This is a genomic window from Mycolicibacterium vulneris (assembly GCF_002104765.1).
In the GTDB taxonomy this organism is placed as follows: domain Bacteria; phylum Actinomycetota; class Actinomycetes; order Mycobacteriales; family Mycobacteriaceae; genus Mycobacterium; species Mycobacterium vulneris.
The window spans coordinates 17,807-37,749 of record NZ_NCXM01000022.1; the positions used below are offsets into that span (position 1 = coordinate 17,807).

At 67.3% G+C, this 19,943-nt stretch carries 19 protein-coding genes; 11 read left to right on the plus strand and 8 right to left on the minus strand.

Going from position 1 to position 19,943, the window contains the following annotated elements; translation table 11 throughout:
• Positions 1-8 precede the first annotated feature (8 nt).
• The gene (locus B8W69_RS20055) at positions 9-548 is read right to left on the minus strand and encodes a cysteine hydrolase family protein (protein WP_085291590.1); all 540 of its coding nucleotides are present in this window, start codon (positions 546-548) and stop codon (positions 9-11) included.
• Positions 549-607: 59 nt separating this feature from the next.
• Between B8W69_RS20055 and B8W69_RS20060 the strand changes: the two genes are divergently transcribed.
• Positions 608-2,650: an NAD(+) synthase gene (locus B8W69_RS20060; protein ID WP_085291527.1), complete on the plus strand. Its 2,043-nt coding sequence runs from the start codon at positions 608-610 to the stop codon at positions 2,648-2,650.
• A gap of 55 nt (positions 2,651-2,705) precedes the next feature.
• On the opposite strand, the gene B8W69_RS20065 is transcribed toward B8W69_RS20060, so the two are convergent.
• The 6 genes from B8W69_RS20065 to B8W69_RS20090 form a co-directional block, all read right to left on the minus strand.
• Complete coding sequence (locus B8W69_RS20065; protein WP_085291528.1) at positions 2,706-3,113, minus strand: hypothetical protein; 408 nt, start codon at positions 3,111-3,113, stop codon at positions 2,706-2,708.
• 117 nt (positions 3,114-3,230) lie between these two features.
• Positions 3,231-3,779, minus strand: a complete 549-nt coding sequence (locus B8W69_RS20070; protein ID WP_085291529.1) for a YbhB/YbcL family Raf kinase inhibitor-like protein — start codon at positions 3,777-3,779, stop codon at positions 3,231-3,233.
• Entirely contained in the window at positions 3,776-4,345 is a 570-nt protein-coding gene (locus B8W69_RS20075) for a LeuD/DmdB family oxidoreductase small subunit (RefSeq protein ID WP_085291530.1), read from the minus strand. The genes B8W69_RS20070 and B8W69_RS20075 overlap by 4 nt, the downstream gene beginning before the upstream one ends.
• On the minus strand, positions 4,342-5,589 hold the full coding sequence (locus tag B8W69_RS20080) for a 3-isopropylmalate dehydratase large subunit (RefSeq protein ID WP_085291531.1): 1,248 nt from the start codon (positions 5,587-5,589) through the stop codon (positions 4,342-4,344). The genes B8W69_RS20075 and B8W69_RS20080 overlap by 4 nt, the downstream gene beginning before the upstream one ends.
• Positions 5,580-6,467: an isocitrate lyase/PEP mutase family protein gene (locus tag B8W69_RS20085; protein WP_085291532.1), complete on the minus strand. Its 888-nt coding sequence runs from the start codon at positions 6,465-6,467 to the stop codon at positions 5,580-5,582. The genes B8W69_RS20080 and B8W69_RS20085 overlap by 10 nt, the downstream gene beginning before the upstream one ends.
• Before the next feature lie 11 nt (positions 6,468-6,478).
• Positions 6,479-7,909 carry an MmgE/PrpD family protein gene (locus B8W69_RS20090; RefSeq protein ID WP_085291533.1) on the minus strand — a complete coding sequence of 477 codons (1,431 nt, stop codon included), beginning with the start codon at positions 7,907-7,909 and terminating at the stop codon, positions 6,479-6,481.
• 83 nt (positions 7,910-7,992) lie between these two features.
• Between B8W69_RS20090 and B8W69_RS20095 the strand changes: the two genes are divergently transcribed.
• Positions 7,993-8,805 carry a UTRA domain-containing protein gene (locus B8W69_RS20095; protein WP_110881996.1) on the plus strand — a complete coding sequence of 271 codons (813 nt, stop codon included), beginning with the start codon at positions 7,993-7,995 and terminating at the stop codon, positions 8,803-8,805.
• Here B8W69_RS20095 and B8W69_RS20100 read toward each other — a convergent pair.
• Positions 8,802-9,680 carry a ribokinase gene (locus tag B8W69_RS20100; RefSeq protein ID WP_085291534.1) on the minus strand — a complete coding sequence of 293 codons (879 nt, stop codon included), beginning with the start codon at positions 9,678-9,680 and terminating at the stop codon, positions 8,802-8,804. The two genes, B8W69_RS20095 and B8W69_RS20100, sit on opposite strands and share 4 nt — an antisense overlap.
• Before the next feature lie 155 nt (positions 9,681-9,835).
• Here B8W69_RS20100 and B8W69_RS20105 point away from each other — a divergent pair, with 155 nt between their 5' ends.
• From B8W69_RS20105 to octT, 9 genes are all read left to right on the plus strand, one after another.
• Positions 9,836-12,028 carry an adenylate/guanylate cyclase domain-containing protein gene (locus tag B8W69_RS20105; RefSeq protein ID WP_085291592.1) on the plus strand — a complete coding sequence of 731 codons (2,193 nt, stop codon included), beginning with the start codon at positions 9,836-9,838 and terminating at the stop codon, positions 12,026-12,028.
• Complete coding sequence (locus B8W69_RS20110) at positions 12,028-13,431, plus strand: mechanosensitive ion channel family protein (protein WP_085291535.1); 1,404 nt, start codon at positions 12,028-12,030, stop codon at positions 13,429-13,431. The genes B8W69_RS20105 and B8W69_RS20110 overlap by 1 nt, the downstream gene beginning before the upstream one ends.
• A 163-nt stretch (positions 13,432-13,594) precedes the next feature.
• Positions 13,595-14,854, plus strand: a complete 1,260-nt coding sequence (locus tag B8W69_RS20115) for a glutamate-5-semialdehyde dehydrogenase (RefSeq protein ID WP_085291536.1) — start codon at positions 13,595-13,597, stop codon at positions 14,852-14,854.
• Between the two features lie 36 nt (positions 14,855-14,890).
• Positions 14,891-15,778 carry an AAA family ATPase gene (locus B8W69_RS20120; RefSeq protein WP_085291537.1) on the plus strand — a complete coding sequence of 296 codons (888 nt, stop codon included), beginning with the start codon at positions 14,891-14,893 and terminating at the stop codon, positions 15,776-15,778.
• Positions 15,779-15,788: 10 nt separating this feature from the next.
• Positions 15,789-17,237 (plus strand): vWA domain-containing protein, encoded by a 1,449-nt coding sequence (locus tag B8W69_RS20125; RefSeq protein WP_085291538.1) that lies wholly within the window; start codon positions 15,789-15,791, stop codon positions 17,235-17,237.
• Between the two features lie 243 nt (positions 17,238-17,480).
• Positions 17,481-18,146 (plus strand): nicotinate-nucleotide adenylyltransferase, encoded by a 666-nt coding sequence (nadD, locus tag B8W69_RS20130; RefSeq protein ID WP_085291539.1) that lies wholly within the window; start codon positions 17,481-17,483, stop codon positions 18,144-18,146.
• Positions 18,143-18,538, plus strand: a complete 396-nt coding sequence (gene rsfS, locus B8W69_RS20135) for a ribosome silencing factor (RefSeq protein ID WP_085291540.1) — start codon at positions 18,143-18,145, stop codon at positions 18,536-18,538. Before nadD ends, rsfS begins: the two co-directional genes overlap by 4 nt.
• Positions 18,535-19,209, plus strand: coding sequence for a glucosyl-3-phosphoglycerate phosphatase (gene gpgP / locus B8W69_RS20140; protein WP_085291541.1), 675 nt, complete (start codon positions 18,535-18,537; stop codon positions 19,207-19,209). Before rsfS ends, gpgP begins: the two co-directional genes overlap by 4 nt.
• Positions 19,199-19,942: a diglucosylglycerate octanoyltransferase gene (gene octT, locus B8W69_RS20145; RefSeq protein WP_085291542.1), complete on the plus strand. Its 744-nt coding sequence runs from the start codon at positions 19,199-19,201 to the stop codon at positions 19,940-19,942. Before gpgP ends, octT begins: the two co-directional genes overlap by 11 nt.
• The last annotated feature ends 1 nt before the right edge of the window (position 19,943 follow it).

Consider the following 19,943-nt stretch of genomic DNA (forward strand, 5'->3'; position numbering starts at 1 on the left):
GGTACGGATCAGCCCAGGCAGTCCGCCGCGGTCGTGAGCTCGGCGGACATATTTTGCTGCATCATCTTGCACGCCGCCTCGCCCAGGTCGGGGTCGATGTGTGCGACGGCATCGGTCGGAATGACCACGGGGAAGTGCCGGACGTACGCGTCCAGGGCCGTGTAGAGGATGCATTGCTCGGTGACCTGACCGGTGATGATCAACCGCTTGGTCTCCAGCCGGTTGAGCAGATACGCCAGCGGCGTCGCATAAAACCCGCTGTGCCGGACCTTCGTCATCACGCGGCACTCCTCGGTCGGCAGGATCGGCTTCACCAGATCGGGCCGCGCCCCGTCGCATGCGGAATGGACGACGTCGGAGAACTCTGCGGTGAAGTCGCCGTAGTTGTCGTTGACGTAGACCAGGTCGACGCCGTCAGATTCACGCGCCCGCCGAACCAAATCGGTCAAAGGCTCAATGACCTTCTCGACACTGGGTATTAGATTTTCAGCGTCGGGATGCTGATACGTGTTCATCATGTCGACCACCAGGAGAGCTGTGTCACTCATGCCGTCGGGGATACCCGACGGGTAAGAGTTGACACGCATGGGACGACAATGGAAGGGCGATGGACTTTTACAACGCTTACAGCCAGGGCTTTGCCCGCGTCGCCGCTTGCACGCACCACACGGTCATCGGTGACCCGGCCGCGAATGCCGAATCGGTCCTGCGGATGGCCAGGGAATGCCACGACGATGCCGTCGCGCTGGCCGTCTTCCCGGAGCTCACGCTGTCCGGATACTCCATCGAGGACATCGTGCTGCAGGACCTGCTGCTCGACGATGTCGAGAAGGCCGTCGCGGAGATCGTCGCGGCCTCGGCCGAATTGCTGCCGGTCCTGGTCGTCGGAGCCCCGCTGCGCCATCGGCACCGGATCTACAACGCCGCCGTAGTCATCCATCGCGGCGCGGTGCTCGGGGTGGCGCCGAAGTCATACCTGCCCACCTATCGGGAGTTCTACGAACGCCGCCAGATCGCACCCGGAGACGACGAGCGCGGCACCATCCGCGTCGCGGGCGCCGAGGTGCCGTTCGGTCCCGACCTGCTCTTCGAGGCTTCCGACGTCCCCGGCCTGGTGCTGCACGTGGAAATCTGTGAGGACATGTTCGTGCCGATCCCGCCGAGCGCGGAGGCCGCGCTGGCGGGTGCGACGGTGCTGGCCAACCTGTCCGGCAGTCCGATCACGATCGGCCGCGCCGAGGACCGTTGCCTGCTGGCCCGTTCGGCCTCGTCGCGTTGCCTGGCCGCTTACGTGTATTCGGCTGCCGGGGAAGGCGAATCGACGACCGACCTGGCCTGGGACGGTCAGACCATGGTGTTCGAGAACGGCGTGATGCTGGCCCAGTCCGAGCGATTCCCCAAGGGGGAGCGATTCAGCATCGCCGACATCGACATCGAATTGCTTCGCTCGGAACGGCTCCGGATGGGCACCTTCGACGACAACCGGCGCCACCACCGGACGACGACGGATACCTACCGGCGCATCGATTTCCGGCTGGACCCCCCGGGCGGCGACATCGGGCTGCGGCGCGATGTCGAGCGTTTTCCCTTCGTTCCCGCCGATCCGCAACGGCTGGAACAGGATTGCTTCGAGGCCTACAACATCCAGGTCGCCGGCCTCGAACAGCGGTTGCGCGCACTGGACTTCCCGAAAATCGTCATCGGGATCTCCGGCGGACTGGACTCGACCCACGCCCTCATCGTCGCCGCCCGCGCAATGGATCGAGAACAACGGCCGCGCAGTGACATTCTGGCGTTCACACTGCCCGGCTTCGCGACCGGAAAACACACCAAACGCAACGCGGCCGAACTGTGCCGCACGCTGGGTGTGACGTTCTCCGAGATCGACATCCGCGAGACCGCGGCGCTGATGCTCAAGGAGATGGACCACCCGTTCGCCCGGGGCGAGAAGGTGTACGACGTCACGTTCGAAAACGTCCAGGCCGGTTTGCGCACCGACTACTTGTTCCGGCTGGCCAACCAGCGCGGCGGCATCGTGCTGGGCACCGGCGACTTGTCCGAGCTCGGGCTGGGCTGGTCGACATACGGTGTCGGCGACCAGATGTCGCACTACAACGTCAACGGCGGCGTGCCAAAAACGCTGGTCCAGCACCTGATCCGGTGGGTGATCTCCTCGGAACAGTTCGAGCCGGAGGTCAGCGAGGTGCTGCAGTCGGTGCTCGACACCGAGATCACCCCGGAGCTGGTTCCCAGCGGCGAGGAAGAGGAGCTGCAGAGCAGCGAGGCGAGAGTGGGCCCGTTTGCGCTGCAAGACTTTTCGCTGTTCCACGTGCTGCGTTTCGGATTCCGGCCATCGAAGATCGCCTTCCTGGCCTGGCATGCGTGGAGCGATCCCGAGCACGGCATCTGGCCGCCCGGTTTCCCCGAGGACAAACGGCCGTCGTACTCGCTGAAGGAAATTCGGCACTGGCTGCAGGTCTTCGTGCAGCGGTTCTACTCGTTCAGCCAGTTCAAGCGTTCGGCCCTGCCTAATGGGCCCAAGGTGTCGCACGGTGGTTCGCTGTCGCCGCGGGGGGATTGGCGCGCGCCGTCCGATATGTCGGCGCGCATCTGGCTCGACGAGATCGACCGCGAGATCCCCGAGGACTAGCCCGCGCACTCATCGGCCCGCCCGGCAGTACCGAGCGGGCCCTGAGCGTGGGGACTCAGGCCTTCGCTCGGCGCCAGCCCTGGTACTGCAGTTCGGCGAACACGAGCGTGTACACGCCGGCCGCCAGGTTCAACACCACGCCGGTCGACGTCAACGGGAAGACGTCGGCTAGCACGAGAACGATTGCGGCCACCGTGTACGCCACGTTCGCGATGATGACGGCCATGCCGGCGCGCCGCACCGACGGCAGGGCGGCCAGCCCGAACACGACGATGCCGTAGGCGATCAAGAACGCGCCCATGCCGTACTCGAACGCCTTCGTGGTGCCCGAGATGTCGGCGAGCCAGCCGGCGAACGGCATACCTGCCAGGCCGACCAGTCCGCTGATGGCGGCGTCGGCCCGCATGGCAAGGCGAAGCAACCCGTCCCGGGTGCCGGTGCGGTCAATCGTGGTTGCGGACATGATGTTCCTTTCTCGATGGCGACTGCGATCACCACCGACGCTGCTCGCGAACCACTGCCAGATCGATCCCAGGCGCTGCCAGACACTGCCAACCGCAGGTCAGAGGGTCTTTTCCGTTCAGCGCTGGTAGGTTCCGGTCAGCGTGCCCCGCGCCAGCACGTGCCCGCGCATCGCGGCCAGCAGTCCCTTGGCGGTGGTCACGGTGTCCGGGAGGACGGTGTCGAGCGCGAACACGTGAAAGCGGTAGTGGTGTGGCCCGTGGCCGGGAATCGGCCGTGGGCCGGCGTAGCCGTGGTGACCGAGGTCGGCCCGCAGGAAGCGGATTCCCGCGCATCCCGGTTGCAGTGCGCCCGCGGCCACGCCGTCGACGCTCGGTTCGATCACCGCGGCGGTGTGCACGAGCGGACGGGGGAGTGGGACGTCGACGTCATCGATGAGCAGCGCCAGCTGACGAGTGTCGGGCGGTGGTCCCGCCCAGCGCAGCGGCGGCGACGTGTTGTCACCGACGCCCTTGCCCGCGCTGGACGCCTGCATCGCTTGGCCGTCGGCGAACGCGGTGCTGGTGACCGTGATGGTGGTGGGTGCGGCGAATGCGCCATTGGCGAGGGGACTTCGGTGGGCACCCGCGCGCACGCCGCGGAGCATTCTGCCCAGCAGCTCGATCATGCGCCGCTGCCCGCGCCGCGCATCGCCACCGCGGGCGAGCGCAGCAGGTCGCCCAGTTCGCTGGGCAGGTAGCCCTGCCGGGCAAGCCGCGGCAGCACGCCGCCGCTCTCGATGATGTCGAGAATCAGGTCGGGCAGCTTCGCGACGGTGCCCGAGGCGCCGGTGGTGTCGTTGCGCCAGCTGCCGTCGGCCAGGTCGAAGGTTCCGGTGTTGCCGTCGCTGAACGCCGCGGTGGCGTCGGGGACGGTTATCGCCGGCAGCCCCGAGTTCACGGCGTTGCGAAAGAACAGCGAGTTGAATTCCTCGGCGACCAGGCCGGCGACGCCGAGCTCGACGAACAACGCCGCCACGGGCCGCGACGAGCCGAGCCCGAAGTTCTTGCCGGCCAACACGATATCGCCCGGTGACACCTCGTCGGTCCAGCCCGGCCGCACCTCGTAGAAGACATGCCTGGCGGCCTCGGCCGGTTCCATCTTCATGGCGAACGCCGGATACATGGCGTCGGTGTTCAGGTTGTCGCCGAACACCCAGACTTTGCCTTGGAAGGTCAGCGAACGCAGCGTCATGCCATCACGCTCCTCGGGTCGCTGATGTAGCCGGTGACCGCGGACGCGGCGACGGTGGCCGGGGAGGCCATGTAGATCTCGGCCTCGGTGCTGCCCATGCGCCCGGTGAAGTTGCGGGTGCTGGCCGTGATGCACACCTCGCCGGCGCCCACCACGCCCATGTGGTACCCGAAACAGGCTCCGCAGGTGGAGTTGGTGACGACGGCGCCGGCGTCGGCGAGGTCCTGAAGGTAGCCGCGCCGCATGGCCTCGCGGTACACGGCCTGCGAGGCGGGGGTCACCAGCAGCCGCACGCCCGGTGCGACGGACTTGCCGCGCAACACCTGCGCGGCGATCTGCAGGTCCTCGAGTTGCCCGTTGGCGCAGGAACCGATGAAGGCCTGGTCGATTTTCTGTTTGCCCAGTTGCGATACCGGCGAACCGTTGCGGCTGACGGTGCCGGGCCGGGCCACGTAGGGTTCCAGCGCCGCGAGGTCGATGCGCCGGATGTCCTGGTAGGCAGCGTCGGAATCCGGTGTGACGGCGTCGAATCCGGTGGCCCCGCGTTCGTCGAGGAACGACGCCAGCACTTCGTCGGGCTCGAATGTGCTGAAATCGGCCGACACCTCGGCGCCCTGGGTCGCGATGGTCCGCCGATCGTGCATCGGGATGCCGGCCAGGCCGGGCCCGCCGAACTCGAGGTTCTGATTGGGTGCGTCGCCGTACTCGTTGGCGATGTGCAGGAAAATGTCCTTGCCGCTCACCACGTCCGGTTTGGCGCCGTGGAATTCGTAGCGGATCGTGGGCGCGACCTGGAACCAGGTGGAACCGGTGCACATGATCGAATAGATCTCGGCGGGGCCCAGCCCGCGCGCCGCGGTGTTGTATGCGCCTGCCGCGCAGGTGTGAGAGTCGGTGCACGCCAACACTTCTCCCGGACGGGCCAGCCCGTTCTCCGCGATCACCTGATGGCAGATGCCATGCCGACCGACGTCGTAGAAGCGCTCGATGCCGAAGTCGGCGACGAACTTGCGGGCGTGGTGGCCGCCCTCGGCATCCTTGATGGTCGGGGCGGGCACGGCGTGATCCATGATCACCGCGAGCTTGTCGGGGTCGTGAATCCTGTTGGGCTGTATCCACATGGTGGCGAACTGCAGGTCGATCAGGACGGTCATGTCCACGTCGACCACGACCGTGTCACCCGGTGTCACCGAGTCCAGCCCGGCCTTGTGGGCGAAGATCTTTTCGATGATGGTCATGCCCATGTGCGGTCCTCGGTCCGTGCGTACTTGTCGTCGAGCGCCCGCCATTCCGACATGCCCACCAGGTTGAAGAAGTCAGCCGGGGAGGTGGGCAGCTGGGCGGCGAGGTCGGTGCCGTTGAGTTCGCACAGGCTTTGCAGCATCGCGAACGTCGTCTGCATCAGCAGATTGCTGGGGTGGATGGCGATCGCGTAACCCAATTCCTGCAGTCGTGACGCCGACTGCAGCGGTGTCAGGCCCCCGAGCACCAGGTTGATCAGCAGGGGAGCGTCGACTTCGTGTGCGATGCGCTCGATTTCGCCGAGGTCCTGCGGCGCCTCCACGAAGATGATGTCGGCGCCGGCTTGCGCGTACCGGTTGGCGCGCTCGATCGCCGCATCCAGACCGAGTGGTGCGCGGGCGTCGGTGCGGGCCACCACCAGCAGGTCGTCATCGGATCTGGCGTCCAGCGCGGCCGCCAGCGTCTGTTCGAACACCGCCGCGTCGACGACCTGCTTGCCCGGCAGGTGACCGCAACGCTTGGGGAACACCTGGTCCTCCAGCTGGATGGCGGCCACCCCGGCCGCGTCATAGGAACGAACCGTGCGCACCACGTTCATCGGTCCGCCGTAGCCGGTGTCGGCGTCGGCGATCAGCGGGACGTCACCGAGGGCGCCGGCGATCATCGCGACCCGATCGGCCATCTCGGTCGCGGTGACCAGGCCGATGTCGGGCAAGCCGAAGCCGGACGCCGCCACGCCGGCGCCCGTCATATAGGCGGCGACGTGCCCGGTGCGTCTGGTCAGGTGCGCGGATATCCCGTCGAAAACGCCTGGCGCGACGATCAGTTCGCGTTTGTCCAGTAATGCTCTCAGCTGAGTGCGGGCCGGTGTTGTTGCCATCCTGCGTCCTTTCAGTCCAGCGCGCCGGCGACTGGGCCGGCGAGCAGGTCGATCAGGTTGTTGATGTCGGTCAGGTCGTCGAGCCCGACCACCGCACGTTCGATCGCCGCGGCGCGGCCGCGATCGGTGACCCGGTCGGCCAGCGCGTGGAACTTGGCCACCAGTTCGTCGTTGGATACGGGATCGTGGGGTGCGCCGTGCGGCAGCGCCACTCGCGCGCGGTGCACGGTTCCGTCCCGGGTGGTCACCGCAACGTCGGTGCGGAATTTCTCGGCGATGCCGGCGCGGGCCAGTGATTCGTCGAGATGAACCGTGGTGGCCGCGATCAGCGACCAGATGTCGTCGGAATCGAGCCGGGCCGGGGTGAACTGTTCGGGCAGCACGTTGCCGTCGAGCAACGCGGCCGCGGTGGCGTACCCGATGTTCATCTGTGCCCCGATCGGGGTGAGCGGGCGCTCCGGCCGCCACCAACCGTGCTTGTACACGGTCTCTCCGACGGTGATGTCTACCGACGAGATGTCGCCCGGCGCAACCGAATTCCGCAACTGCCGGGCGGCGTCGATGGCGCTGTGCAGCCCGCCCATCGCGGCATAGGACTTGACCATGATGAGAGAGGTCTCCCAGCGGTGGCCGAGTTCATCGGTCAGCGGTGCGGCATCCGGGTCGTGGCCCTCGCCGAAAACGCTGAGGAAGCCGCCATATTCACGTTCGAACACCCGCTTGATCCCGGTGTACCCGGCGGCCGCCAGACCCGCCGCGTAGAAGCCGTTGCGCGCGGCCAGGCCGTGGTGCATGCGCTTGCTCATCGCTTCGTACTGCGCGGCCATCAGACCCGCCGACTGGGTGGCGGCCAGGCCCAGCGCGTCTTCCAGCTGCGCCGGCGGCAGTCCGCGCAGCTTGCCGGACGCCATCGCCGCCGAATGGGTGCCGAAGACCGGGCCCGAATGCCATCCGCGGTCGAGCATTTGGGTGCCGTGCAGGGTGTAGCCCACGCGGGGCCCGACCTCGAACCCGGCGATGGCCGCGAGCAACAGGTCGGCGCCGGTCGTCGGCTCCGGACGTGTCGACGCCGTGGACAGCAGCGCCGGGATGAGCAGCGAGCAGCTGTGCAGCGGGGCCAGCGGGTGGAAGTCGTCGAGTTCGAAGCCCTGGATGAACGTGCCGTTCAGCACCGCGGCCGCGGGCGCGCTGGTCCGCTGGCCGGTCCCGATGACGGCGCAGTCGCCGCGGCCCTCCAAACCCAGCACGGCGCCGGTGGCTACGCGTGACCACGGCAATTGGGCCCCCACCAGGGCGCAGCCGATGCCGTCGAGCAGCAGGTGTTTGGCGCGATCGACGACGGCGGAGGGAACGTCGTCGAGCGTGAGCTCGGCGACCCAGGTGGCAAGGCGCCCGGTCGGCCCGGCCGGATCGCTGGCGACTCGCTGCTGCACCGCGGTCATCGCGACCCCCTAGTCGATGGGTGGCAGTTGTTATATGTTTATAACAACTGATCGAATCGTGCAAGGGAGGCGGTGTGACAGCATTGACCACCGTGCAGCAGCGCAGCGAGAAGGCCGGTCCGGTGTCCGCGACCGCCGGTGTGCCGTTGCACCGGCAGCTGTACTTGGTGCTGCACGACGAGATCGACCGCGGGGTGATCGCCCCCGGCGAGGCGCTGCCCACCGAGCAGACCCTGTGCGATCAGTTCGGGGTCTCTCGCATCACCGTGCGGCGGGCGCTGGCCGACCTCGCCGAACAGGGTTACATCGAACGCCGGCATGGCATTGGTTCGTTTGTGCGCCAACATGATCCGGCCGATGCACCGACCGGACGCTCGTATCTGCAGGAACTGCGCCAGACCCAATTCGAGACCGAGGTCGAGGTGGTCGAACTCGGCACGCGGTCGCCCGCGCGGGCCGTCGCCGAAGCCCTCGGGCGCACCGGCGAGCTGCTGCACATCGTGCGGGTGCGGCGACAACGCAGGACCGGCGAGCCGCTTTTGGTGACCGACGCCTGGCTGCCGCCGGAACTGGCCCCGGTGCTGACCGAGGCCGCGTTGCGGCGCGCACCCCTCTACGAGCTGTTGTCCGACGGCGGCATCACCATGAACCGGGTGCGTCACGAGATCACGGCCGAAATCGCGGGCCCGCGCAACGCACAGCTGCTCGACATGCCGATCGGCGCGGCCCTGCTGCGGGTCAACCGGCTCGTCTACGCGGCCGACGCACCGCACCACTATCTCTCAGCCCTGCTATCGCCGAGCCGAAGTCGCGTGCTGGTCACCCAGGCGGCCGACGAGATGGAAACCGGCGACGGTCTGAGAATCGCCCACGACGTCGGCCGACAGAGCGGCTAGGACGCGTTTCGGACCGCCTTGTCGATCGCTCCGAGGTCGGGTGCGCAATCACCGGCGCCGGCAACCAACGTCGCCAGCGCACCCGCCGCGCACGCACGCTGCAACGCGAGCCGCCGCTGATCCCGCGAGCCGGGATTGGACGGCCAATTCGCGGCCAGTACGCCGGCGAACACGTCGCCGGCCCCGGTGGTGTCCACCGGATCCACTGTCGGAGCCGGCACGGTGTAGTCGCCGTCCGTGCCAATGTAGCGGGCGCCGCGCGCACCCAGCGTGATCACTAAATGCTCTGGACGCCAAGGCCATTCGTCGGCTTCGTCTTCGTTGGTGATCACCACGTCCGCCGCGGCCGCCAACTCGCCTAACGAGCGGGGGTCCTGGCCGGCCGGCGAGGCATTCACGATGACGATCGCCCCCGCCGAACGCGCGTGTTGCGCCGCCGCGACAGCCGTGTCCACCGGAATCTCCAGCTGGGTCAACATCACATCGCAGTGCGCGACGACCGCACGCGCACGATCGTCGGTCAGCGTGAAACGACTGTTGGCGCCCGGCGCGACCACGATGGTGTTCTCGGCGTTCGCGTCGACCACCACGACGGCCGTGCCGCTGGGGCCGGGAATTTCGACGGCTCCGTCGAGCCCGACGCCGTTGGCCCCGAGGTGGGCGCGCAATTGTTCGGCGGCCGCGTCATCGCCCACCGCACCGACGAACTGCACCTCCGCGCCCGCGCGCGCCGCCGCCACCGCCTGATTGCCGCCCTTGCCGCCAGGGGCCTGGGTCAACGACGACGCCAAAACCGTTTCGCCAGGCCGTGGAAGGGCGTCGACACCCAACGACAGATCGAGATTCACGCTGCCCACCACACAAACCCCAGCCATGACGCCGACGTTAGTCGCGACGGGATGGCAAAGCACACCAGGGCCACCAGCACTTTCGACGCCGAATCGCGTAACGGCAAACGCCGAATAACTTGATGGCCGCACGATATTCTGCTCCGTTAGGGGTGCTGGATCCCGAGAAAAGGGGCAGGCGGTTGACCACAAGCGAGCTAACAGACGCTGAACCCCATATCGATTCCGAACCGGCCCAACCGGCCACCAAGCGCCCGCGTCACCGTGCGCTGGCCCGATTCCGTTTCGGCATCCAATCCAAGATTCTGATCACCATGCTGCTGTCGAGCATCCTGGGCGTGGCGGTGATCGGCGCCATCGGGGCGGTGTCCGGGCGCAACGCGTTGCGGCAGGTCGAGTCCGAACGCCTGATCGAGATGCGCGAATCCCAGAAGCGAGCGGTGCAGGCGTTGTTCCGCGAGGTGTCGAATTCGCTGATCACCTGGAGCGGCGGGCCCGGCATCAACCAGGCGACGACGGCCCTCACGGCGGACTTCGCCCAACTGAACAACGCGCAGATCTCTCCGGCCCAACAGCAGTCGCTGGTCGATTACTACGACAACGAGATGATCAAACCGATCAAGCGAATCACCGGGGACACCATCGACATCAGGGCCGTCCTGCCAAATTCCAACGCGCAGAAGTATGTTCAGGCGTATTACACCGCCGCGCCCCGGCCGAGCCCCGACGCGCTGCCCGCCCAGGATGCCGGCGACGGCAGCGCATGGTCGGCGACCAACGCGCGCTTCGACTTCTACATGCGCGGCATCGTCACGCGCTTCGACTATCGCGACGCGCTGCTGTTGGACATGCAGGGCAATGTCGTCTACAGCGTGCTGAAGGGACCCGATCTCGGCACCAACATTCTGACCGGCCCGTATCGCGAGTCGAAGCTGCGGGAGGCGTATCAGAAAGCCTTGGCGTCCAACGACCTCGACTTCGTCTGGATCACCGACTTCCAGCAGTACCAGCCGGCACTCGACACCCCCACGGCGTGGGTGGTGTCACCGATCGGCATGAACGGCAAGTTCGAAGGCGTGATGGCGCTGCCGGTGCCGGTCGCGAAGATCAATAAGATAATGACGGCCGACAAGCACTGGGAGGCCGCCGGGATGGGGCCCGCGACCGAAACGTATCTGGCCGGCCCCGACGACCTGATGCGTTCCGATTCACGGGATTTCATCGAGGATCCGAAGGAATACCGGCGCTCGGCGATCGACGCCGGCACGCCGCCCGACGTGGTGGACCGGGCGATCCGGTTGGGCACCACCACCCTGGTGCAGCCGGTTGACACCGCCGGTCTTCGCGCCGCCAAACGCGGTGAGACGGGGGTGGTCAGCGCCACCGATTACCTGGGCAACAGGGAGCTGGAAGCCTATTCACCGCTGAGCATCCCCAACTCCGACCTGCACTGGTCGATCCTCGCGACGCGCGACAACTCCGATGCGTTCGCCCGGCTCGGCAGGTTCAGCAAGACGCTGGTGATCGCGGTCGCCGCAATGATCTTCGCCATCTGCGTGGCGTCGATGTTCGTCGCTCAGGCCGCTGTGCGACCGGTCCGGCGCCTGGAAGAAGGCACCCGCAAGATCAGCTCCGGCGACTACGAGATCAACATCCCAGTCCGGCAGCGCGACGAAATCGGTGATCTCACCGCGGCGTTCAACGAGATGAGCCGGAACCTGGCGATCAAGGAGGAGCTGCTCAACGAGCAGCGCCGGGAAAACGACCGCCTGCTGCTGGCGTTGATGCCCGAATCGGTGTTGCAACGCTATCGCGAGGGCGAGGAGACCATCGCCCAGAAACATCAGGACGTCGCCATCATCTATGCCGACATCGTCGGCCTGGACGAGTTTTCCAACGACGTACCGGAAGACGAGTTGGTCGCCACCGTGGACGATCTTTTCCGCCAATTCGATTCGGCCGCCGAAGCCCTTGGCGTCGAACGGATTCGGACCTTCCACAACGGCTATCTGGCCAGTTGTGGGGTGGTCACCCCCCGCCTGGACAGCATTCACCGTGCCGTCGACTTCGCCCTCGAGATCGGTCGTATCATCGATCGCTTCAACCGCCAGGCCGCGCATCAGCTGGCTCTGCGGGTCGGGGTGAACACAGGCAACGTGGTGAGCGGACTGGTCGGCCGGTCCAGCCTGGTTTATGACATGTGGGGCGGTGCGGTCAGTCTGGCGTATCAAATGCACAGTGGCTCACCGCAGCCCGGCGTGTATGTCAGTTCGCAGGTGTATGAGGCGATGCGGGATGTTCGGCAGTTCACGCCCGCCGGCAGCATCTCGGTCAGCGGCACCGATCAGGCCATCTACCGGCTGCTGGAGCGCTGATGAACCTCTTCAACTCGACATGGTTCTACTGGGCGATCGGCATCGCGGTCGGACTGCCGCTCGGGTTGATCGCGCTCACCGAGCTACACGACGCGCTGCTGCGCCGGCACAGCCCGCTGGCCCGGCAGGTCGGCCTGCTGCGCAATTACCTGCTGCCGCTCGGTGCATTGTTGCTGCTGTTGGTCCAGGCCTCGCAGGTTCCGGCCGGCGACGTTCCGGTCCGCGTTTTGACCACCGTGTTCGGTCTGCTGGTGCTGGTGCTCCTGCTGTCCGGTCTGAACGCGACGATGTTTGAAGGCGCGCCCGAAAAGAGTTGGCGCAAAAGGCTACCCACCATATTTTTAGACTGCGCTCGGCTGGCGGTGATCGGTGTTGGCCTGGCGGTGATGTCGTCCTACATCTGGGGCGTGCGCATCGGCGGCATCTTCACCGCGCTTGGCGTCACATCCGTCGTCATCGGTCTGATGCTGCAGAACTCCGTCGGCCAGATCGTGTCCGGCCTGTTCATGTTGTTCGAGCAGCCCTTCCGCATCGATGAGTGGCTGGACACCGGCACGGCGAGCGGGCGCGTTGTCGAGGTGAACTGGCGCGCCGTGCACATCGACACCGGCAGCGGCATTCGGGTCATGCCGAACTCCATGCTCGCCAGCAACGCGTTCACAAATCTCAGCCGCCCGCCCGGCGCGCACAAGCTGGCGGTGACGACGATGTTCTCCAGCGTCGACCCGCCGGACCGGGTGTGTGCGCTGCTGTCGCGGATCGCGCAGGGGTTGCCGCAACTCAAGGCCGGCAGCGTGCCGCGCACGGTCCCCATGGGCGCGGGCGAGTACCGCACCACCATCGGGTTGGACTCGCCCGCGGACGGCGGCGCCGCCAAGGCCACGTTCCTGCGCTGGGCCTGGTATGCGGCCCGGCGGGAGGAATTGCACCTCGACGACGCCGACGACGACTTCTCCACCGTCGAACGGGTGGAGCACGCGTTGCACACGGTGGTGGCGCCGGCGTTGCGGATCGGCGCCGAGGAGCAGCGATCGCTGCGGTCCGCGGCGCGGATCGTCCGCTACGGCGCTGACGAGGTGGTGGAGTACGCCGGCCAGGTGCCCGCGACCATGACATTCCTGGTCTCCGGGCGCGTGCAGCTGACCGCGACCGCCGACGACGGGTCTGTGGTGCCGATCAGCACGCTGGTCGAGGGGTCGTTCCTGGGGCTGACGGCGCTGACCCGGCAACCGAACCTGGCCAGCGCGTACGCGCTGGAAGAGGTCACTGCCCTGGAGATCGACCGCGAACACATCGAGCACCTGGTGACGCGTGCGCCCCTGCTGCTGCAGAACTTCGGAAACATCATCGAAGAGCGGCGCAGCAAGGTGCGCAGCGCGCGGCGCGGTGAGCGAGTTGGGTAGTGGCGATCGCGAGCGCGGCGGTGCCGGGTGAAGCGGGTCGCCACCATCGGGCCCAGTGGCGATCGCGAGCGCGGCGGTGCCGGGTGAAGCGGGTCGCCACCATCGGGACTAGCCCGAATCGGGTCGCCTCACCCGGGGTTTTGCCGCCGGATACCCTGGTTCAATGAGTCTGCAAGCACCATCGCTTCCTGACTTGCGCCAGGAGGTGCACAACGCAGCACGCCGAGCCCGGGTCGCGTCACGTGTCCTGGCATTGCTGCCGACGGTTGCCAAGGATCAGGCACTGCGTTCTGCGGCCGACGCGGTGGCTGCCCACACCGAACTGATCCTGTCGGCCAACGCCGAAGACCTCGACGCCGCCCGGGCGGCCGGTACGCCGTCCGCGATGCTCGACCGGTTGGCCCTGGACCCCAAGCGGGTCGAGGGCATAGCCGCCGGCCTGCGCCAGGTCGCAAGGCTGCCCGATCCGGTCGGTGAGGTGTTGCGCGGTTACACGCTGCCCAACGGGCTGCAGTTGCGCCAGCAGCGGGTTCCGCTGGGCGTCGTCGGCATCATCTACGAGGGCCGGCCCAACGTGACCGTCGATGCCTTCGGTTTGGCGCTGAAATCCGGCAATGCCGTGCTGCTGCGCGGAAGTTCGTCGGCGTCGCGGTCCAACCAGGCGCTGGTGCAGGTGCTGCGCGCGTCGCTGGTCAGCGAGGACCTGCCCGCCGATGCGGTGCAACTGCTTTCGGCCGATGACCGCTCCACGGTGACGCATCTGATCCAGGCCCGCGGCCTGGTCGATGTGGTGATTCCGCGCGGCGGGGCGAGCCTGATCGACGCGGTGGTCCGCGACGCGCAGGTGCCCACCATCGAGACCGGCGTCGGGAACTGTCATGTCTACGTGCACGAGGGCGCCGACCTGGATGTGGCGGAGCGAATCCTGCTGAATTCCAAGACCCGTCGGCCCAGTGTCTGCAACGCCGCCGAGACACTGCTGATCGACGTCGGGATCGCCGAGGAGGCGCTGCCCCGGCTGGTGACCGCGCTGCAAGACGCCGGCGTGACGGTGCACGGTGGATTTTCCAAGGACGCGCACGAGGATGACCTGCGTCGCGAGTACCTGTCGATGGACATCGCGGTGGCGGTGGTCGACGGTATCGACGCCGCGATCGCGCACATCAACGAGTACGGCACCGGACACACCGAGGCCATCGTCACCACCAATATGGCTGCGGCGCACAAGTTTACGGACGGCGTTGACGCGGCCGCGGTGATGGTGAACGCGTCCACGGCGTTCACCGACGGTGAGCAGTTCGGTTTCGGCGCCGAAATCGGCATCTCCACCCAGAAGCTGCATGCCCGCGGCCCGATGGGGCTGCCCGAATTGACCTCGACCAAATGGATTGCGTGGGGAGACGGACAAACTCGTCCGGCCTGATACCCCGCGCAGAGCAAGTGTTTAGGAGAACCGATCGTGAGTGTGCCCGCCCGGTCCAAGCCGTTGTTCGACGACATCGACGACGTGTCGCGGCGGTTGGCCGAGACCGGCTACCTGCCCGACACCGCCACCGCGACGGCCGTGTTCCTGGCCGACCGGCTCGGCAAGCCGTTGTTGGTGGAAGGCCCCGCCGGCGTGGGCAAAACCGAGCTGGCCCGCGCCATCGCCCAGGCCACCGGCTCGGGCCTGGTGCGCCTGCAGTGCTACGAGGGCGTCGACGAGGCGCGCGCGCTATACGAGTGGAACCACGCCAAGCAGATACTTCGTATTCAAACCAGCAACGCTGCCGGACACGGGGACTGGGACCAGACCAAGGACGACGTGTTCAGCGAGGAGTTCCTGCTGCAGCGTCCGTTGCTGACCGCCATCCGGCGCACCGAGCCCACGGTGCTGCTGATCGACGAGACCGACAAGGCCGACATCGAAATTGAGGGCCTGCTGCTGGAGGTGCTGTCGGACTTCGCCGTGACCGTTCCCGAGCTGGGCACGATCACCGCCGAGCGCACGCCGCTGGTGGTGCTGACCTCCAACGCCACCCGCGAACTCTCCGAGGCGCTCAAGCGTCGGTGCCTGTTCTTGCACATCAACTTTCCCAGTCCGGACCTGGAACGCCGCATCCTGCTGTCCCGGGTGCCCGAGCTGCCCGCGCACCTGGCCGAGGAGCTCGTTCGCATCATCGGCGTGCTGCGCGGTATGCAGCTCAAGAAGGTGCCGTCCATCGCCGAGACCATCGACTGGGGCCGCACGCTGCTTGCGCTGGGCCTGGACACCATTGACGACGCGGTCGTCGCGGCCACACTCGGCGTGGTGCTCAAACACCAGTCCGACCAGCAGCGCGCAACCGGCGAGCTGCGGCTGAATTAGGACTGCTGCGATGGCCACCCGCCGTATCCGACCCTCCCGGCCGCTCGCCCCGCACGGGCTGCCGGGCCACCTGGTGGGATTTGTGGAAGCGCTTCGCGGGGCAGGGATTTCGGTAGGTCCGTCGGAGACGGTGGATGCCGGGCGGGTGATGGCGACGCTCGGCCTGAGTGACCGGAAGGTGCTGCGCGAGGGCCTCGCGTGCGCCGTGCTGCGCCGCTCGGACCACCGTGAGACCTACGACGCGATGTTTGACCTGTGGTTCCCCGCGGCGCTGGGCGCTCGCGCGGTGGTCACCGACGACGAGGCCGACGACTCGCCGGACGACGACGCGTTGCCGGCCGACGACGTCGAGGCGATGCGCCAGATGCTGGCGGACCTGCTGACCGACAACCCCGATCTCGCCGAGATGGACGAGCGCCTGGTAGCGATGATCGCCCAGATCGTGGAGGCCTACGGCAAATACAGCTCCAGCCGCGGCCCGTCTTTCTCGTCGTATCAGGCGCTCAAGGCGATGGCGCTGGACGAGCTCGAGGGCAAGCTGCTGGCCGGGCTGCTCGCCTCGTACGGCGAGGAACCCACTCCCAGCCAGGAGGAGATCGCCAAAGCGCTTGCCGCGCAGCGGATCTCCCAAATACGCAAGCTGGTCGACTCCGAGACCAAACGGCGCACCGCGGAGCAGCTGGGCCGCGATCACGTCCAAATGTACGGCATTCCACAGCTTTCCGAGAATGTGGAATTCCTGCGCGCCTCCGGTGAGCAGCTGCGCCAGATGCGCCGGGTGGTGGCCCCACTGGCCCGCACGCTGGCGACCCGCCTGGCGGCGCGGCGGCGACGAGCCCGCGCGGGGTCGATCGATCTGCGCAAGACGCTGCGCAAGTCGATGTCCACCGGCGGCGTGCCGATCGACGTGGTGCTGGCCAAGCCGCGCCCGGCACGGCCGGAACTGGTGGTGCTGTGCGACGTGTCCGGCTCGGTCGCCGGGTTCAGCCATTTCACCCTGCTGCTCGTGCACGCTCTGCGCCAACAGTTCTCGCGGGTGCGCGTGTTCGCCTTCATCGACACCACCGACGAGGTGACCCACATGTTCGGCCCGGAGGCGGACCTGGCCGTGGCCATCCAGCGGATCACCCGGGAGTCCGGCGTGTACAGCCGTGACGGCCATTCGGACTACGGCAACGCGTTCGCGTCGTTCGTGCAGGCGTTCCCCAATGTGCTGTCACCGCGCACCTCGCTGCTGGTCCTCGGGGATGGCCGCACCAACTACCGCAATCCGGAGATTGAGCTGCTGACCCACATGGTGACCGCCAGCCGGCACGCGCACTGGCTGAATCCCGAGCCGAAGCACCTGTGGGGCAGCGGCGACTCGGCGGTGCCGCGCTATCAAGAGGTCATCCCGATGCACGAGTGCCGGTCCGCCAAACAGCTGGCCGCGGTGATCGACCAGTTGCTGCCCGTTTAGGAGTGCCGCCCGTTTCACACCGGCCACACGCGTCTCCGCCGGCGGGGGTGTTCTTGATGTCCGCCTCGCAGCGACAACCGCGGGCCGGCCGACGTCCCGGCGTCGTCGGCAGCCATGTGTCAGCCATTTGTCGCTGTGAGGCGGGCGCAACACGTGCCGCCCCGACGCAGAGGCTGGTGTGGCCGGTCTGGCCAACACCTGGGAAATCGGGCCGTAACACCGGCTCAAGTAAGCTGGCAAATCGTGCAAAAGCAGCTTCGCAGGTTAGGAGTGATGGGTGGGACGTTCGACCCCATCCATTACGGCCACCTGGTTGCCGCCAGTGAGGTCGCCGACCTGTTCGACCTCGACCAGGTGGTGTTCGTGCCCAGCGGGCAGCCCTGGCAGAAGGAGCGGCAAGTTTCCGCCGCCGAGGACCGGTATCTGATGACGGTGATCGCCACGGCGTCCAATCCCCGCTTCTCGGTCAGCCGCGTCGACATCGACCGCGGCGGCCCCACCTACACCAAGGACACGCTGAGCGATCTGCGAGCCCTCAACCCGGACTCCGAGCTCTACTTCATCACCGGGGCCGACGCGCTGGCCTCTATTCTGTCGTGGCAGGGCTGGGAGACGGTGTTCGACCTGGCGCGGTTCATCGGGGTCAGCCGGCCCGGTTACGAGCTGCGCCGCGAACACATCACCGGCGTGCTCGGCGAGCTGCCCGAGGACGCCCTGACGCTCGTCGAGATCCCGGCGCTGGCCATCTCCTCCACCGATTGCCGTCAACGCGCGGCGCAGCGCAGGCCGCTGTGGTACCTGATGCCCGACGGCGTCGTGCAGTACGTCTCCAAGCGCGGGCTCTACCGCGACGAGGGGCCGCCGGTGATCGTCAACCAAACACGCCTGAGCACGGGGGAACACCCGTGAGCGCCACCCGGGAGGCCATCGACATGGCGACGGTGGCCGCCGGCGCGGCCGCCGCGAAGCTGGCCGACGACGTCGTCGTCATCGACGTCTCGGCCCAGCTCGCCATCACGGACTGCTTCGTGATCGCCTCGGCGTCCAACGAGCGGCAGGTCAACGCCATCGTCGACGAGGTCGAGGAGAAGATGCGCAAGGCCGGCTACAAGCCGGCTCGCCGCGAGGGCACGCGGGAAGGCCGCTGGACGCTGCTGGACTATCGCGACATCGTCGTTCACATTCAGCACCAGGAAGACCGCGACTTCTATGCCCTGGACCGGCTGTGGAGTGACTGCCCGACGGTGCCGGTGGAGCTGGACGAGAGTCCCGGGAACTCCGAAGACTCGGGCGCGCGATGAACATTCGGCGTCTGATCATGTTGCGGCACGGGCAAACCGAGTTCAATGCCGGTAGCCGGATGCAGGGCCAGCTGGATTCCGAACTGAGCGAACTCGGGCGGGCGCAGGCGATCGCCGCCGCCGAGGTGCTGGGCAAGCTGCAGCCGCTCCTGATCGTGTCGTCGGATCTGCATCGCGCCTACGACACCGCGGTCAGGCTGGGGGAGGTGACCGGTCTGCCGATCCGGGTGGATCAGCGATTGCGGGAGACTCATCTGGGTGACTGGCAGGGCCTGACCCACACCGAGGTCGACGCGCAGGCCCCGGGCGCACGGCTGGCCTGGCGCGAGGACGCCACCTGGGCGCCGCACGGCGGCGAGAGCAGGGTCGACGTCGCGGCCCGCAGCGTGCCGTTGGTCGCCGAACTGGTGTCCGGCGAGCCGGAGTGGGGCGATCCCGAGGGGCCGGATCGCCCGGTGGTGCTGGTGGCCCACGGCGGCCTGATCGCCGCGCTGTCGGCCGCGCTGCTGAAGCTTCCGGTCGCCAATTGGCCGATTCTGGGTGGCATGGGCAATGCCAGTTGGGTGCAACTGTCCGGACACAACGACGATCCCGCCGACGATTTCGACAGCATCCGTTGGCGTCTGGATGTGTGGAACGCTTCGGCGCAGGTGTCCAACGATGTCCTCTGAACGGCGGTCGAAGCCCGCACTGCTGATTTTCGCCGACTCGTTGGCCTACTACGGGCCGACCGGAGGGCTGCCCGCCGACGATCCCCGTATCTGGCCGAACATCGTTGCGGCGCAATTGGGTTGGGATGTCGAGCTGATCGGCCGCATCGGGTGGACGTGCCGCGACGTCTGGTGGGCGGCGACCCAGGACCCGCGGGCCTGGGCGGCGCTGCCCAGGGCCGGCGCGGTCATCTTCGCCACGGGTGGCATGGATTCACTGCCGTCGGTGCTGCCCACCGCGCTGCGCGAGCTGATCCGCTATGTGCGGCCGCCCTGGCTGCGGCGTTGGGTCCGCGACGGCTATGGCTGGCTGCAGCCCAGGCTCTCGCCGGTGGCCCGATCGGCTTTGCCTCCGCACCTGAGTGCGGACTACCTCGAACAGACCCGTGGTGCAATCGATTTCAACCGCCCCGGCATCCCCATCGTGGCCTCGCTGCCATCGGTGCACATGGCCGACACCTACGGCCGGGCACATCACGGGCGCGCCGGGACGGTGGCCGCGATCGCCGAGTGGGCGCAGAACCACCAGGTACCGCTGGTCGACCTCAAAGCCGCTGTTGCCGAGCAGGTTATGAGTGGCCGCGGGAACCCCGACGGCATTCACTGGAATTTCGAGGCTCACCAGGCGGTCGCGGAGTTGATGCTCAAGGCGCTCGCCGAGGCCGGGGTACCTAACGAGAAGCATCGCGGGTAGC